We start from the raw sequence: 14,972 nt of genomic DNA, 5'->3' as shown, positions 1-14,972 counted from the left end.
CAAACTTTATTGCAGTCCAAGCCTTCCGGGCGAGACGACAGCGGCGACGTCAAGCCGACGTCAAGCCCCCTGAGCAATGGTCCAAAATCTCGCTTACGATGCATCCTCGCAGGGAAGACGTGTCGCGACCTGCGTCAGGCGCGCAGTTTGCTTCCTGCGCGCCTGTGCCGAACGCCAGCCGCTGCGCTGCCGATACCGGCCGATCAGCCGGCGATACGGGCTGCGAAATCGACCAGGCGGCGTGCCTGATGGGTGATGGCTGCCTTGTTCGCCTCGGTGAACTCGCCCACAGTGTGGCTGTAGCCATAGGGGTTGCCGCCCGACTCGGGAATCGAGCCGTCGGTGTAGCCCGGCGGGACGATCACGGCGCCCCAGTGCATGAACGTGGTATAAAGGCCAAGCAACGTTGCCTCCTGGCCACCGTTCACGTTCTGGGTGCTGGTCATCGCAGTGACCGGCTTGTTCGCCAGGGCACCCTTGGCCCAAAGCCCGCCAAGCGTGTCGATGAAGGCGCGCAGCTGCGACGGCGTGCCACCAAATCGGGTCGGGGCGGAGAACAGATAGGCATTGGCCCATTCCATGTCGTCGGGGGTGGCGACGGGGATATGCTCCATCCGCTCGGCCTGTTCTTTCCAGGCGTCCTGGGTTTCAACCACCTCTTTCGGCGCCGTCTCGGCCACGCGCAGCAGCCGGACCTCGGCGCCGGCGGCCTTTGCCGCCTCGGCCGCGATCTCGGCCATCTGATAGTTCGTGCCGTAGGTCGAATAATAGATGACGGCAAGTTTCACGGTCATGTTCGGGCTCCTTCGCAAATCTGTGCAGAACCTACGCCACCGGCGCCGCGCGCAACATTCCGCAGCGCCGCGCAGCCCATGTGCATGTCTGCACCCCGCCAACGCGGCGGCGCAGGAGTGGTTGCATCGCAGGCCGTTTTCGCCCCCCTCAACCCGGGTCGCGCCAGCGATTGACGATCGGATAGCGCCGGTCCAGCCAGAAGGCGCGCGGGGTAAGCCGCGTCCCGGGCGCCGCCTGGAACCGCTTGTATTCCGAAAGATAGACCAGATGCTCGACCCGCTGGACTGTGGCCACGTCAAACCCCCTTGCGACCAGTTCGGCCACGCTTTCGTCCCGGTCCACCAGCCCTTCAAGAATGGCATCCAGCACCTCGTAGGGCGGCAGGCTGTCTTCGTCCTTCTGGTCTTCGCGCAATTCGGCCGAAGGCGGCTTGTCGATGATCTGCGGCGGGATGACCTCGCCCGGCGGGCCCATCATCCAGTCGCGGTGATTGGCATTGCGCCAGCGGCAGATCGCGAACACCCGGGTCTTGTACAGATCCTTGATCGGGTTGTAGCCGCCCGCCATGTCCCCATAGATCGTCGCATATCCGACCGCGACTTCGGATTTGTTGCCGGTGGTCAGAAGCATCTCGCCGAACTTGTTCGACAGGGCCATCAGCAACAGGCCCCGCAGGCGGGACTGCAGGTTCTCCTCGGTCAGGTCGGGGGCGGTGCCGGCGAAAAGCGGCGCCAGCGCTTCCGTCACCGCCTCATGGGGGCCACTGATCGGAACGGTCTCCAGCCGCGCCCCCAGGGCGCTGGCTGCCGCCTCGGCATCGGCCAGCGACGCGGCGCTGGTATAGCGTGACGGCAGCATCACGCAGCGCAGGTTCCGCGGCCCGACGGCATCGGCCGCAATCGCCGCGACAAGCGCCGAGTCCACCCCCCCCGAGAGACCGAGAAGAACCTTGGCAAAGCCGCTTTTGCGCAGATAGTCGCGGAGCGAGTCCACCATGGCGCGATAGTCCTGCTCCCATTCATCCGGCAACGTCGCCCGCTCGCCTTGCAGGATTTCCCAGCCTGTTTCGCCCCGCCGGAAATCGACATGGGCCAGCGCAGTATCGAAGGCCGGAAGCTGCAGCGCCAGTTGCCCGCCCCGGTTCAGCGCGAAGGATGCCCCGTCGAATACCTGATCGTCCTGCCCCCCCACCATGTTCAGATAGACCAGCGGCAGGCCGGTTTCGACGACGCGCGATACCATCAGGTTCAGCCGCACGTCATGCTTGCCACGGTAATAGGGCGACCCGTTGGGCACCAGCAGGATCTCGGCGCCCGATTCGGCCTGCGCCTCGGCCACGTCCTCGTGCCAGGCATCCTCGCAGATCGGCGTTCCGATCCGCAGCGGCCCGATGCGATAGGGCCCAGAGATCTCACCCGGGGTGAAGACCCTGCATTCGTCAAAGACACCATCATTGGGCAGGTGGTGCTTGTAGATCCGCGCCTGCACCGCACCGCCGGACAGGATGCAATAGGTATTGTGAACGCGCCCCGCCTCGGTCCAGGGCGTGCCGATCCCGATCGCCGGGCCCTCGGCGCAATCGCGTGCCAGTTTCAGGACATGGGCCATCGCATCCGCCACGAAGGCCCGCTTGAGCACGAGATCCTGCGTCTGATAGCCGGTCAGGAACATCTCGGGCAGCGCCAGCATCTGCGCCCCGGCCGCGCGGGCGCTTTCCCAGGCGTTGCGCACCTGCTCAGCATTGCCGGCCAGGTCACCGACTGTCGGATTCAGCTGCGCCAGTGTCAGGCGAAAGGTCTCGGCCATGAAAGTCCCCTGCTTTGGTATCGAATATCTAGCAGCTTGTTGCGCACATGAAAGCCCGGCGGCAAAGTTGCGCCGCCCGGCCTTGCCAGCGCCGCCCCGCCTCCACTAGGCTGCGCGCCAAATGACCGGCAGGGGATACGGGATGATCGGCAAGGGCAGACTTATGATCGGCGGATCGGTGCTTGCGCTCGTGTTCGCGGGACTGGTTCACGCACAATCGGGCGAGATCATCGCAAAGCAATACGAAGACGGCAGCTTCTACGAGGGCACGTTCAAGGACGGGAAGCAGCACGGTCAGGGGCTGTACCGCCTGCCCAACGGCTATGAGTACAGCGGCGACTGGGTCGAGGGCGAGATCTCGGGACAGGGCACAGCGCGATTTGCCAATGGCAGCGTCTATGAAGGCACCTTTGCTGGCGGTGCGCCCCATGGGCGGGGCCGAATGACCTTCCCGGACGGCGGCAGCTACGAAGGCGATTGGGACGCCGGCCAGATGACCGGCGAAGGCCGCATGACCTATGCAAGCGGCCAAGTCTATACCGGCGGCTTTCTGAACGGCACCCATCACGGGCGCGGCGCGCTGGAAGCAGAGGGCGGCTTTCGCTATGAAGGCGACTGGGTCAACGGGGTTCAGACAGGAACGGCCCGCATCGTCTATGCCGATGGCACGATCTACGAAGGCGCGGTGCAGGGCGGCCAGCGCCACGGCCATGGCCGGATGGAGATGGCCGACGGCCTGACCTATGAGGGCAGCTGGGAGAACGGCCAGATCAGCGGCGCCGGCACGCTGACCCAGGCCAATGGCGATGTCTATGAAGGCACCTTCGCCGATGGACAGCGCGAGGGCGAGGGCCGGATCGCCTTCGCCAATGGCGACAGCTATGAAGGTGGCTTCCATCAGGATCGCCGGCACGGCCAGGGGATCTTCCGGTCAGCGGAAGGTTTTGCCTATGAAGGCACATGGGTCAACGGCTGGATGGAGGGCGAGGGCCGCGCCACCTATCCCGACGGGTCGGTCTATGTCGGCAGCTTCGCGCAGGATGCGCCCGACGGGCAGGGAGTCATCACCTATGAGGACGGCGGCAGCTATGACGGAAGCTGGCGCGCCGGCGTGATCGAGGGCCGGGGTATAGCGCGCTATGCGGACGGCATTGTCTATGAAGGCGAGTTTCTTGCCGGACGGCTGCATGGCAATGGGCGGATGACCTGGCCCGACGGCTACAGCTATGATGGCGACTGGGAAAACGGTCAGCGGCACGGCAAGGGCATCGCGGCCTATCCCGACGGCACGATCTACAGCGGCGATTTTGTCGAAGGCGAACGCCACGGCCGCGGCACGATCGAGATGGCCGACGGCTTCCATTATGAGGGCGACTGGCTGAACGGCGAGATCAGCGGCGAAGGTATGGCAACCTATCCGACGGGCGACGTCTATGAAGGCGCGTTTGTCGCGGGGCGGCGTCATGGTGCCGGCGTGTTGCGCTATGCCACCGGTCAGGTGGTCTCGGGTCTCTGGGCCGAGGGCGATCTGGTCTCGGTCACTCCGCTCCCGCCGGAAGGCGCGTCGCCGGCTGGCGGCGCCGACACCAGCCCGGACGCACCGGCCGCAGAGGAAGGCGCGCCGGCCTCGGTCGCGGACTGACCAACGCGGGCGATCCGCACGCAGCGCGTCTCGCACGGCGCCCGGGTCCTACCACGGCACCGGCAGGCCCGCCGAGTCGAAGAATCCGCCGGTCTGCGCTGGTCCGAGAGCGTCGAGAACATCGAGAAGCCTCCCGGCCGCCTCCTCGGGCGTGAGCTTGCCAGGGCGCGGAAAGCTTGCAGTGAAGGGGGTGGCGACCGTGCCGGGGTGAAGCGCGACACACAGCGCCTTCGGATGGCTGCGTGCAAGCTCGATCGCGGCGCTGCGCAGGATCTGGTTCAGCGCTGCCTTGGACGCGCGGTAGGAATACCAGCCGCCCGTCGCGTTGTCGCCGATCGACCCGACCCGCGCCGACAGAACCGCCACCACCGTGCGCCGGTCGCGCGGCAATAACGGCAGCGCGTGTTTCAGCACCATTGCCGGCCCGATCGTGTTCACGGCAAGAACCCGCGCCATCGCCTGCGCATCCAGCGCACGCAGCGACTTTTCGGGCCCCTGCCCTTCAGGGGCAAGCGCACCAGTCGCCACCACAACCGTCTCGATCGGGCCGAGGCGCGAAAGATGGCGGGCAACGCTGTCCTCATCGGTAATGTCGAAGCCGTTCTCTGAACGGGACAAAGGGACGACCTCGTGCCCCCGCGCCCCAAGCTCTGCCGCCAGCGCCCGCCCGATGCCGCCCGACGCCCCCACCACAAGTGCCTTCATGCCCTGCCCTTTCCTGTTCCGGGGTTTTCGCAGCAGGTCACGGCCCGGATCATTTTGCATCTTTTCTTTTGCAGATCGGGGCGGCATAGTCCGGCCCATGGCACGGATTACGCATATCATCGCGTCCAGTGGGGCAGTTCTGCCCCTGAACCGCCGTGGCCTCCTTCTCCTTAGCTGCCTCTGAGCGTGCCTTTGGGCGCGACCGCTCGGAGGTGACCAGCGCCCGGATCCGCAGCCAAGGAAACAAGTGAGACATCCCATGACCACCCCGATTGCCGAACAGGATCAGGTCCTGATCTTCGACACCACCCTGCGCGATGGCGAACAATCGCCCGGCGCAACCATGACCCATGACGAAAAGCTCGAGATCGCGGCCCTGCTGGATGAGATGGGCGTGGACATCATCGAAGCAGGTTTTCCCATCGCCTCGGAGGGCGATTTCGAAGCCGTCTCGGATATCGCGCGCCTCGCCCGCCGATCGGTGATCTGCGGGCTCGCGCGGGCCAATCCCGGGGATATCGACCGCGCCTGGGAGGCGGTGAAACATGCCGCGCGACCCCGGATTCACACCTTCATCGGCACCTCGCCCCTGCACCGTGACATCACCAAGCTGTCGCAGGATGCGATGGCCGAACGTATTCACGCCACGGTCAGCCATGCGCGCAACCTCTGCCCGGATGTGCAATGGTCGCCGATGGATGCAACGCGCACCGAACATGACTACCTGTGCCGGGTGGTTGAAATTGCGATCAAGGCCGGCGCGACCACCATCAACATCCCCGACACGGTGGGCTATACTGCCCCGCGCGAAAGCGCGGCGCTGATCCGCATGCTGCTGGAGCGTGTTCCGGGCGCCGATCAGATCATCTTTGCCACCCACTGCCACAACGATCTTGGCATGGCGACGGCCAACGCGCTGGCCGCTGTCGAGGCGGGTGCCCGCCAGATCGAATGCACGATCAACGGTCTTGGCGAACGGGCCGGCAACACTGCCCTGGAAGAGGTGGTGATGGCCCTGAGGGTGCGCAACGACATCATGCCCTACCGCACCGGTATCGACACAACCAAGATCATGAACATCAGCCGCAAGGTCTCCACCGTTTCGGGGTTTCCGGTACAGTTCAACAAGGCGATCGTCGGCAAGAACGCCTTCCTGCACGAAAGCGGCATCCATCAAGACGGTGTGCTCAAGAACGCCGAGACGTTCGAGATCATGCGCCCGGCAGATATCGGCCTGAACGATACCAATATCGTGATGGGCAAGCATTCGGGCCGCGCAGCACTGCGCGCAAAGTTGCGGGATCTGGGGTTCGAACTGGCCGATAACCAGCTCAACGACGTGTTCGTGCGCTTCAAGGCGCTCGCCGATCGCAAGAAAGAGGTCTATGACGACGACCTGATCGCGCTGATGCAGGACAGCACCACCAGCGCCGAGCATGACACGATCCAGGTCAAGCGCCTGCGCGTGATCTGTGGCACCGAGGGCCCGCAAGAGGCCGAGCTGACCCTGACCATCGACGGCGAGGACCATTCGGTCGATGCGACCGGCGATGGCCCCATCGACGCGGCCTTCCATGCGGTCAAGATGCTGTTCCCGCACAGCGCGCGGCTTCAGCTTTATCAGGTCCATGCCGTAACCGAGGGCACCGACGCACAGGCCACCGTTTCGGTGCGGATGGAGGAGGACGGCAAGATCGTCACCGGGCAATCCGCCGATACCGATACCGTGGTTGCAAGCGTGAAGGCCTATGTCAACGCGCTCAACAAGCTGATCCTGCGTCGGCAAAAGACGAAACCTGCCGCAGAGGCAGGGACGGCCTGACGCCGCACCGCAAGCCTGATCCGGCACGGGCCGGATCGGGAAGGCCGCCTGCGGCATCGCCGGCGCGTAAGCGGAGATTTCGGCCACGCGTCCCGAAGCCTCGGGACGCGTGGCGGGCGCCCGCCTGAAATCCGGAGCCGGGATAGCGGCGTCGGGTGGACGGCCGGGCGAAAATGCGCCACCCGCCGACATGCGGCCCCTTTGCGCTTTGCAGCTTTCCTGCCTATAAGGACCAGGGCCCGCGTCCGAAAGAGTCGCGGGCCATCAATTTTGGCGCATAACGGGAAGTCGGCAGGATGGTTGGGTTTTCAGGTCTGTTTTCGTCTGACATGGCGATCGACCTCGGGACGGCGAATACGCTGGTCTATGTCAAGGGCAAGGGCATCATCCTGAACGAACCGTCGGTGGTTGCCTACCACGTCAAGGACGGCCGCAAGCAGGTTCTTGCCGTGGGCGAGGATGCAAAGCTCATGCTGGGCCGCACCCCGGGCAGCATCGAGGCAATCCGGCCGATGCGCGACGGCGTGATTGCCGATTTCGACGTGGCCGAGGAAATGATCAAGCATTTCATCCGCAAGGTCCATCGGCGCACCACCTTTTCCAAGCCCAAGGTCATCGTCTGCGTTCCCCATGGCGCGACGCCGGTGGAAAAGCGGGCCATCCGCCAATCGGTGCTGTCGGCAGGTGCACGGCGGGCGGGGCTGATCGCAGAACCCATCGCCGCAGCGATCGGCGCGGGCATGCCGATCACCGACCCCACTGGCAACATGGTGGTCGATATCGGCGGTGGGACGACCGAAGTGGCGGTTCTGTCGCTGGGCGATATCGTCTATGCGCGGTCGGTCCGGGTGGGCGGTGACCGCATGGACGAAGCGATCATCAGCTACCTGCGCCGCCAGCAGAACCTGCTGATCGGCGAATCCACCGCCGAACGCATCAAGACCCAGATCGGCACCGCCCGCATGCCGGATGACGGACGGGGCGCAAGCCTTGTCATTCGCGGTCGCGACCTTCTGAACGGCGTGCCGAAGGAGATCGAGATCAACCAGGCGCAGGTGGCCGAGGCCCTCTCGGAAACCGTGCAGGCGATCTGCGAGGCGGTGATGATGGCGCTTGAGGCGACGCCGCCCGATCTTGCGGCCGATATCGTGGACCGGGGCGTGATGCTTACCGGTGGCGGCGCGCTGCTGGGCGAACTGGACCTCAGCCTGCGCGAACAGACCGGGCTCTCGATCTCGGTGGCGGACGAGTCACTGAATTGTGTGGCGCTCGGTACCGGTAAGGCGCTGGAATACGAAAAACAGCTGCGGCATGTGATAGACTACGACAGCTGAGCGCGCCCGATCCCCTCCGGCGGCACTTCAGAACGGAGCTGCTGTGGCAAACGACAAGACAGCGCAGGAACATTACGTTCGTCCGGTCAGGCGTATCCTGATCGGCGGGCTGGCGCTGTGCCTTCTGGCGTTCTTCCTGGTGTGGCGCATCGATAATCCGCGTGTCGAACAGTTCCGCGCCGCCCTTGTCGACCGCATCGTGCCCAACATGGAATGGGCGATGGTTCCGGTAACGCGGACCCTGGGCTTGATCGACAATTTTCGCGCCTATGCGCGGCTTCACGAACAGAACCAGGAGTTGCGGCGCGAATTGCAGCAGATGCGCGCCTGGCGCGAGGCCGCACTGCAGCTTGAACAGAAGAACGCCAAGCTGCTGGATCTGAACAATGTGCGCCTCGATCCGCGGCTTACCCATGTGACGGGCGTGGTGCTGGCGGACAGCGGGTCGCCTTTCCGGCAGTCGGTGCTTCTGAACGTCGGTGCCCGCGACGGCATCCGCGACGGCTGGGCCACGATGGACGGGCTGGGGCTTGTGGGGCGAATCTCGGGGGTGGGACGAACCTCGTCACGGGTGATCCTTCTGACCGATTCCGCCAGCCGCATCCCGGTGACCATCCAGCCTTCGGGCCAGCGCGCGCTTCTGTCGGGCGACAACACCCCCGTTCCGGTGCTGGAGTTTCTGGAGAAGCCGGAACTGGTGCGGCCGGGCGACCGCATCGTCTCCTCGGGCGACGGAGGGGTTTTTCCGGCCGGGCTTCTTGTGGGACAGGTGGCACAGGGGCCCGACCGCCGGCTTCGGGCACGGCTCTCGGCCGATTACGAGCGGCTGGAGTTCCTGCGTGTGCTGCGCAGCCCGGGGCTGGAACGGATCGAGGACCCCGGAAACCTCGTGATACCGATGATCGAACTGCCGCGGCCCGATCTGTTTCCCGATGGGAATGCCGCCGAAGCCCCGGGAGAGACTGCCGATGGCTGAGCAGCTTGCAACGCTGCGCTGGGCCTATCGCGGGCTTTATCTTCTGCTGGCCGCGGCGATCTTCTTCTTCAAGCTTTTGCCCATATCCAGCCTGCCGCTGGGTATTCCGGGGCCGGATGTCATGCTGTGCATCACGCTTGCCTGGGTGATGCGCCGGCCCGATTACCTGCCGGCCGCTCTGATTGCCGCGGTCTATCTGCTTGAGGATCTTCTGTTCATGCGCCCGCCGGGGCTTTGGGCCTTCGCGGTCCTGCTGGGAAGCGAGTTCCTGCGCAGTCGCATGGCGCTTCTGCGCGAGGTGAGCTTTGCGATGGAATGGATCATGGTCGCGACCGTCCTCGTGGCGATGGGCCTTCTGAACCGGCTTGTGCTCACGCTTGCGATGGTGCCGCTGGTCGGCCTGGGCCCGGCGGTTGCGCAGATCGGGATGACCATTCTTGCCTATCCGCTGGTGGTGGCCCTGTCCGGCTGGGCCTTCGGCATGCGCAAACCGGCCACCGGCGAAGTCGATGCTTTGGGGAGACGGCTGTGAGACGGTCACAGAAGGACAATGAGGAAAGCGCGCGCCGGATCACGCGCCGCGCCCTGTTCCTGGGCGGTGCGCAGGCTGCGATCATTGCCGCGCTTGGTGTGCGGCTTCGGCACATGCAGGTCGAAGAGGCCGATCAATACCGGCTTCTGGCCGAGGAAAACCGGGTCAACATCCGGCTCATTCCCCCGGCGCGGGGGCTGATCCATGACCGTAACGGCGTGATCGTCGCAGGTAACGAACAGAACTACCGCATTGTCATCGTGCGCGAGGATGCGGGCGATGTCGAACAGGCGCTGAACCATCTGCGCAGCCTGGTCGCCCTTACCGACGAAGACATCGACCGCACCCTGCGCGAGATCCGCCGCCGCAGCGCATTCGTGCCGATCACCGTGGCCGAGCGGCTGTCCTGGGAAGATGTGGCGCGGGTGGCGGCCAACGCCCCTGCCCTGCCCGGCATCACGCCCGAGGTGGGGCTTTCGCGGCATTACCCCTTTGGCGGCGACTATGCGCATGTGGTGGGCTATGTCGGGCCGGTCAGTGAGAATGATCTGGCGCAGCTGGAAAGCCCTGATCCGGTGCTGCAGATTCCGCGGTTCCAGATCGGCAAGGTCGGTCTTGAAACCCGGCTGGAGGACGCGCTGCGCGGCAAGGCGGGATCGCGGCGGATCGAGGTCAATGCCGTGGGCCGGATGATGCGCGAGCTTGACCGGCAAGAGGGCGAACCGGGCGCGAGCGTACAGCTGACCATAGATGACCGGCTGCAGAATTTCGTTCAGGCGCGTCTTGGGCTGGAAAGCGCCGCCTGCGTGGTGATGGACGTCGATACCGGCGATCTGCTGGCGATTTCCTCTTCGCCCTCTTTCGATCCCAATCTTTTCGTGCGCGGCATCGGTGTCGCGGATTACCGCGCACTGATGGACAATGACCACCGGCCGCTTGCCAACAAGACCGTCCAGGGCGCCTATCCGCCCGGTTCGACCTTCAAGATGGTGACGGCGCTTGCCGCGCTGGAGGCGGGGCTGGTGGGGCTCAATGACACCGTCTATTGCCCGGGCCACATGGATGTTGCAGGGCGGCGCTTTCACTGCTGGAAACGCGGTGGCCACGGGCGCGTGGCGCTTGTCGCGGCGCTGGCGGAAAGCTGTGACGTGTATTTCTATGATATCGCGCAGCGGTGCGGGATCGATCGCATTGCAGAGATGTCCTATCGCCTGGGGCTGGGTCAGCGGCATGATCTGCCAATGTCGGCGATTTCCGAAGGGCTCAACCCGAACCGGCAGTGGAAACGCGAACGTCATGGCCAGGAATGGCGGGTGGGCGATACGGTCAACGCCTCGATCGGACAGGGCTATGTGCTCAGCACGCCCCTGCAGCTGGCGGTGATGACGGCGCGGCTTGCCTCGGGGCGCAGTGTCTCGCCACGGCTGGTGCGGGCCATCAACGGCGTCGAGGAACCGATCCACGCCGGAAGCGATCTGGGCCTCAACCCCGAATTCCTGCGCGAGATCCGGCGCGGCATGGCAGCCACGGTGAACAGCCAGCGCGGAACGGCCTACAGCAGCCGCGTGGAAGACCCGGCGATGCGCCTTGCCGGCAAGACGGGGACCAGCCAGGTGCGCAACATCACCGCGGCCGAACGCGCGCGTGGCGTTGTCCGCAACGAACAACTGCCCTGGAACCGGCGCGATCACGCGCTTTTCGTGGGCTACGCACCCGCCGAGGCACCGCGGATCGCCGTTTCCGTCGTGGTGGAACACGGGATGGGTGGATCGACGGCCGCGGCCCCCATCGGGCGCGACGTGGCGCTTTTCGCCCTCAACGAAGGGCTGCCGCCACTGTCGGCCTATCCGGCCTCGCAACGCACGCGGATCGAGAATGAGCGGCGCGAGCTGGTGCTGCGCCTTCCCGAAACGGCACAAAGCGGGCAGACGCGGGCATGAGTTATCTTGAATATGCCGTCAAGACGGTGCCCACCGGCCTGCGCAAGGTGCTGCACATCAACTGGGCGCTGGTGATCCTGCTGACGGCCATCGCCTCGGTCGGGTTTCTGATGCTCTATTCGGTTGCGGGGGGGCGAATGCATGTCTGGGCCGAGCCCCAGATGGAACGCTTTGCCTTCGGCCTTGTTGCGATGTTTGCGGTCGCCTTCGTGCCGATCTGGTTCTGGCGCAACATTGCCGGCGTCGCCTTTGGCCTGTCGCTTCTGCTGCTGGTCGCGGTCGAGTTCGTGGGCACGGTCGGCATGGGGGCGCAGCGCTGGATCGACCTCGGTTTCATGCGCCTGCAGCCCTCGGAGCTGACCAAGATCACGCTGGTGATGATCCTTGCCGCCTATTACGACTGGCTTGACCTCCGCAAGACCTCGCGCCCCTTCTGGGTGCTGGTGCCATTGGTGCTGATCCTTCTGCCGGTGGCCCTGGTGCTGCGTCAGCCTGATCTGGGCACCGCGATCCTGCTGCTGTTCGGCGGCGGGGTGATGATGTTCCTCGCGGGGGTGCATTTCCTCTACTTCGTGGTGGTCATCGCGTTGGGGGCAGGGCTTGTCGCGGCGGTCTTTACCTCGCGCGGGACGGAATGGCAGTTGCTGAAGGACTACCAGTACCGGCGCATCGACACCTTCCTTGATCCCTCGACCGACCCTCTTGGCGCGGGCTATCACATCAGCCAGGCCAAGATCGCGCTGGGTTCGGGCGGGTGGAGCGGGCGCGGCTTCATGCAAGGCACCCAGAGCCGGCTGAACTTCCTTCCCGAAAAGCACACCGATTTCATCTTCACGACCCTGGCGGAAGAGTTCGGCTTTGTCGGCGCCATATCGCTTCTGTCGCTTTACGTGGCCCTGATCGTGTTCACCGTCGCGGCCGCACTGCGCAACCGCGACCGGTTTTCATCGCTGCTGACACTCGGGGTCTCGGCAACGCTGTTCTTCTACTTCGCCGTCAACATGGGGATGGTGATGGGGCTTGCGCCGGTGGTGGGTGTGCCACTGCCGCTTGTATCCTACGGCGGGTCTGCGATGCTGGTGCTGCTCCTGGCCTACGGGCTGGTTCAGAGCGCGCATATTCACCGACCAAGGGGACGCACATGACCGCCACCGCCTATTTCGCAGCCGGACCTGCACGCTGGGATGCCTATCGCCCGCATCTGGAACAGGCCTTTGCCGAACTGGGTCTCGACGTCTCGCTGGTGAATACGGCGCCCGATCCTGCGGCGATCGACTACATCATCTTCGCGCCGGGGGGCGATGTCGAGGACTTCAGCCCCTTCACCCGGACGCGCGCGGTGCTGAACCTCTGGGCAGGGGTGGAACGCATCGTCGGCAACCCGACGCTGACGCAGCCGCTGTGCCGCATGGTGGACCCTGCGCTGACCGACGGCATGGTGGAATGGGTCACCGGCCATGTGCTGCGTCATCACCTCGGGATCGACGGGCATATCCTGCGGCAGGATGGCGTCTGGCGCGCGGGCGAGGTTCCGCCGCTGGCCCGCGAACGCCCCGTGGCGATCCTGGGGCTGGGAGAGCTGGGCCGTGCCTCGGCCGAAGCGCTGGCCCGCCTGAACTTCCCCGTGCTGGGCTGGAGCCGGTCAGCGCGGACCATCGAGGGCATCGACTGTCATTCGGGCGATGCGGGGCTGGAAGCCGTTCTGCGCCGGGCGGCGATCGTGGTCACCCTGCTGCCGCTGACGCCCGATACCGAAAACCTTCTGAACGCGACCCGGCTGGCATGGATGCCGCGCGGCGCAGTCATCATCAACCCCGGCCGTGGCCCGATCATCGACGATGAGGCACTGCTGGCGGCCCTCGACAGCGGTCAGATCGGCCACGCGACGCTTGACGTGTTCCGCGTGGAACCGCTGCCGGCCGGGCATCCTTTCTGGGCCCATCCCCGCGTCACGGTCACACCCCATATCGCCGCAGAGACCCGCCCGCCCAGCGCAAGCCGCGTGATCGCCGAGAACATTCGCCGCGATCTGGCGGGCGAGCCGTTGCTGCATCGCGTGGATCGGGATCGCGGCTATTGATCCGGCGCCGGCAGCACCTGCAGACGGGGATGCGGCGGCAAGGCGCCCTGCGGGCTTGGGCAATCCCGGGTCCGACAACGCCGCGTCTGGCAAACATCATGCGCTGGTGCGGCATGACACCCGGTAATGACTGCCTTGGCACCGACTGCACCTGATCCACCCGCCGCATTGCAGCCAGCCGCGACGGCCGGAAACCACCGGGAGTCGCGCCGATCGAGCCGTTCGTCGGTCCCGCCGGCGCGTTCCACCCGCGGTGCGGTTGACGGGGCGGAAGGGTCCGCTACGCTGAGCAGTTGATGATTTCCCCGGAGCTTGCCCGTGCCCTCGCGCCAACCCACCGCTTTCGTGACCGGATCCGCCGGCTTCATCGGCTTCCATCTCTGCCGGCGCCTTCTGAACGATGGCTATCGGGTCGTTGGCCTGGACGGGCTGAGCGATTACTACGATGTGCGCCTCAAACAGCGCCGCCACGAGATTCTGCGCCAGAGCGCCGCCTTTTCGGGCCACGAGGCGCAGCTTGAGGAACCGGGCCGCATCCTGTCAATCATGGCGGCAGAACGGCCCGATGTGGTGATCCATCTTGCCGCGCAGGCCGGGGTCCGCCATTCGATCGAGGCGCCGCGCAAATATGTGGAAGCGAACCTGATCGGCACGTTCGAGCTTCTTGAAGCCGCCCGCGCCCATCCCCCGGCGCATATGCTTCTGGCCTCCACCTCCTCGGCCTATGGCGCGAACACCGCCATGCCCTATGCCGAGACCGACAAGGCCGACAGCCAGATGTCCTTCTATGCTGCGACCAAGAAGGCCAATGAAGCGATGGCCCACAGCTATGCGCATCTTTACGATCTTCCGGTCACGATGTTCCGCTTCTTTACCGTCTATGGGCCGTGGGGCCGGCCCGACATGGCGCTGTTCAAGTTCACCCGCGCGATCCTGCGGGACGAGCCGATCGACATCTACAATCACGGCGACATGATGCGCGATTTCACCTATGTCGATGATCTGGTCGAAGGGATCCGGCGGCTGATCGATACCCCCCCCGTCCGGCCGAACGGCGAACCGCCCAAGGGCGACAGCCTGTCGCCCGTGGCGCCCTTTCGTGTGGTGAACATCGGCAATGGCGCGCCCGTCAGGCTTCTGGATTTCATCGAGGCGATCGAGGGTGCCACCGGCAGAACGGCCCTGCGCAACTACATGCCGATGCAGCCGGGCGATGTTCCCGCCACCTGGGCGGACACGACGCTGATCACCTCGCTGGTCGGGCCCCTGCCCCGCACCGACATCCGCGACGGCGTGGCCGCCTTCCTCCGCTGGTACAGGGACTACTACGGCGAATGACC

12 protein-coding genes are annotated in these 14,972 nt (G+C 65.3%); 9 read left to right on the top strand and 3 right to left on the bottom strand.

Annotation, left to right across the window (positions count from 1 at the left end; translation table 11 throughout):
- Positions 1-203: 203 nt before the first annotated feature.
- Positions 204-794, bottom strand: coding sequence for an NAD(P)H:quinone oxidoreductase (gene wrbA, locus ACFQXB_RS03395; RefSeq protein WP_377399093.1), 591 nt, complete (start codon positions 792-794; stop codon positions 204-206).
- Between the two features lie 148 nt (positions 795-942).
- Complete coding sequence (locus ACFQXB_RS03390; RefSeq protein ID WP_377399090.1) at positions 943-2,601, bottom strand: NAD+ synthase; 1,659 nt, start codon at positions 2,599-2,601, stop codon at positions 943-945.
- 142 nt (positions 2,602-2,743) lie between these two features.
- Between ACFQXB_RS03390 and ACFQXB_RS03385 the strand changes: the two genes are divergently transcribed.
- On the top strand, positions 2,744-4,243 hold the full coding sequence (locus tag ACFQXB_RS03385) for an MORN repeat-containing protein (protein ID WP_377399087.1): 1,500 nt from the start codon (positions 2,744-2,746) through the stop codon (positions 4,241-4,243).
- 48 nt (positions 4,244-4,291) lie between these two features.
- Here the strand turns inward: ACFQXB_RS03385 and ACFQXB_RS03380 are convergent, their stop codons facing one another.
- Positions 4,292-4,948, bottom strand: a complete 657-nt coding sequence (locus ACFQXB_RS03380; RefSeq protein ID WP_377399084.1) for an SDR family NAD(P)-dependent oxidoreductase — start codon at positions 4,946-4,948, stop codon at positions 4,292-4,294.
- A gap of 259 nt (positions 4,949-5,207) precedes the next feature.
- Here ACFQXB_RS03380 and ACFQXB_RS03375 point away from each other — a divergent pair, with 259 nt between their 5' ends.
- The 8 genes from ACFQXB_RS03375 (at position 5,208) to ACFQXB_RS03340 (ending at position 14,970) form a co-directional block, all read left to right on the top strand.
- The gene (locus tag ACFQXB_RS03375) at positions 5,208-6,770 is read left to right on the top strand and encodes a 2-isopropylmalate synthase (RefSeq protein ID WP_377399081.1); all 1,563 of its coding nucleotides are present in this window, start codon (positions 5,208-5,210) and stop codon (positions 6,768-6,770) included.
- Positions 6,771-7,066: 296 nt separating this feature from the next.
- Positions 7,067-8,104 carry a rod shape-determining protein gene (locus ACFQXB_RS03370; RefSeq protein WP_377399078.1) on the top strand — a complete coding sequence of 346 codons (1,038 nt, stop codon included), beginning with the start codon at positions 7,067-7,069 and terminating at the stop codon, positions 8,102-8,104.
- Between the two features lie 43 nt (positions 8,105-8,147).
- The gene (gene mreC / locus ACFQXB_RS03365) at positions 8,148-9,080 is read left to right on the top strand and encodes a rod shape-determining protein MreC (RefSeq protein WP_377399075.1); all 933 of its coding nucleotides are present in this window, start codon (positions 8,148-8,150) and stop codon (positions 9,078-9,080) included.
- Complete coding sequence (locus tag ACFQXB_RS03360; RefSeq protein ID WP_377399072.1) at positions 9,073-9,612, top strand: rod shape-determining protein MreD; 540 nt, start codon at positions 9,073-9,075, stop codon at positions 9,610-9,612. Before mreC ends, ACFQXB_RS03360 begins: the two co-directional genes overlap by 8 nt.
- The gene (gene mrdA / locus ACFQXB_RS03355; protein ID WP_377399069.1) at positions 9,609-11,552 is read left to right on the top strand and encodes a penicillin-binding protein 2; all 1,944 of its coding nucleotides are present in this window, start codon (positions 9,609-9,611) and stop codon (positions 11,550-11,552) included. The genes ACFQXB_RS03360 and mrdA overlap by 4 nt, the downstream gene beginning before the upstream one ends.
- Positions 11,549-12,697 carry a rod shape-determining protein RodA gene (gene rodA, locus ACFQXB_RS03350; protein WP_377399066.1) on the top strand — a complete coding sequence of 383 codons (1,149 nt, stop codon included), beginning with the start codon at positions 11,549-11,551 and terminating at the stop codon, positions 12,695-12,697. Before mrdA ends, rodA begins: the two co-directional genes overlap by 4 nt.
- Positions 12,694-13,632 (top strand): 2-hydroxyacid dehydrogenase, encoded by a 939-nt coding sequence (locus tag ACFQXB_RS03345; protein WP_377399063.1) that lies wholly within the window; start codon positions 12,694-12,696, stop codon positions 13,630-13,632. The genes rodA and ACFQXB_RS03345 overlap by 4 nt, the downstream gene beginning before the upstream one ends.
- 318 nt (positions 13,633-13,950) lie before the next feature.
- On the top strand, positions 13,951-14,970 hold the full coding sequence (locus tag ACFQXB_RS03340) for an NAD-dependent epimerase/dehydratase family protein (protein ID WP_377399060.1): 1,020 nt from the start codon (positions 13,951-13,953) through the stop codon (positions 14,968-14,970).
- Positions 14,971-14,972: the final 2 nt, after the last annotated feature.

It is taken from the genome of Halodurantibacterium daqingense, from assembly GCF_042666235.1.
In the GTDB taxonomy this organism is placed as follows: Bacteria; Pseudomonadota; Alphaproteobacteria; order Rhodobacterales; family Rhodobacteraceae; genus Halodurantibacterium; species Halodurantibacterium daqingensis.
This window is presented reverse-complemented; position numbering and strand designations above follow the sequence as displayed.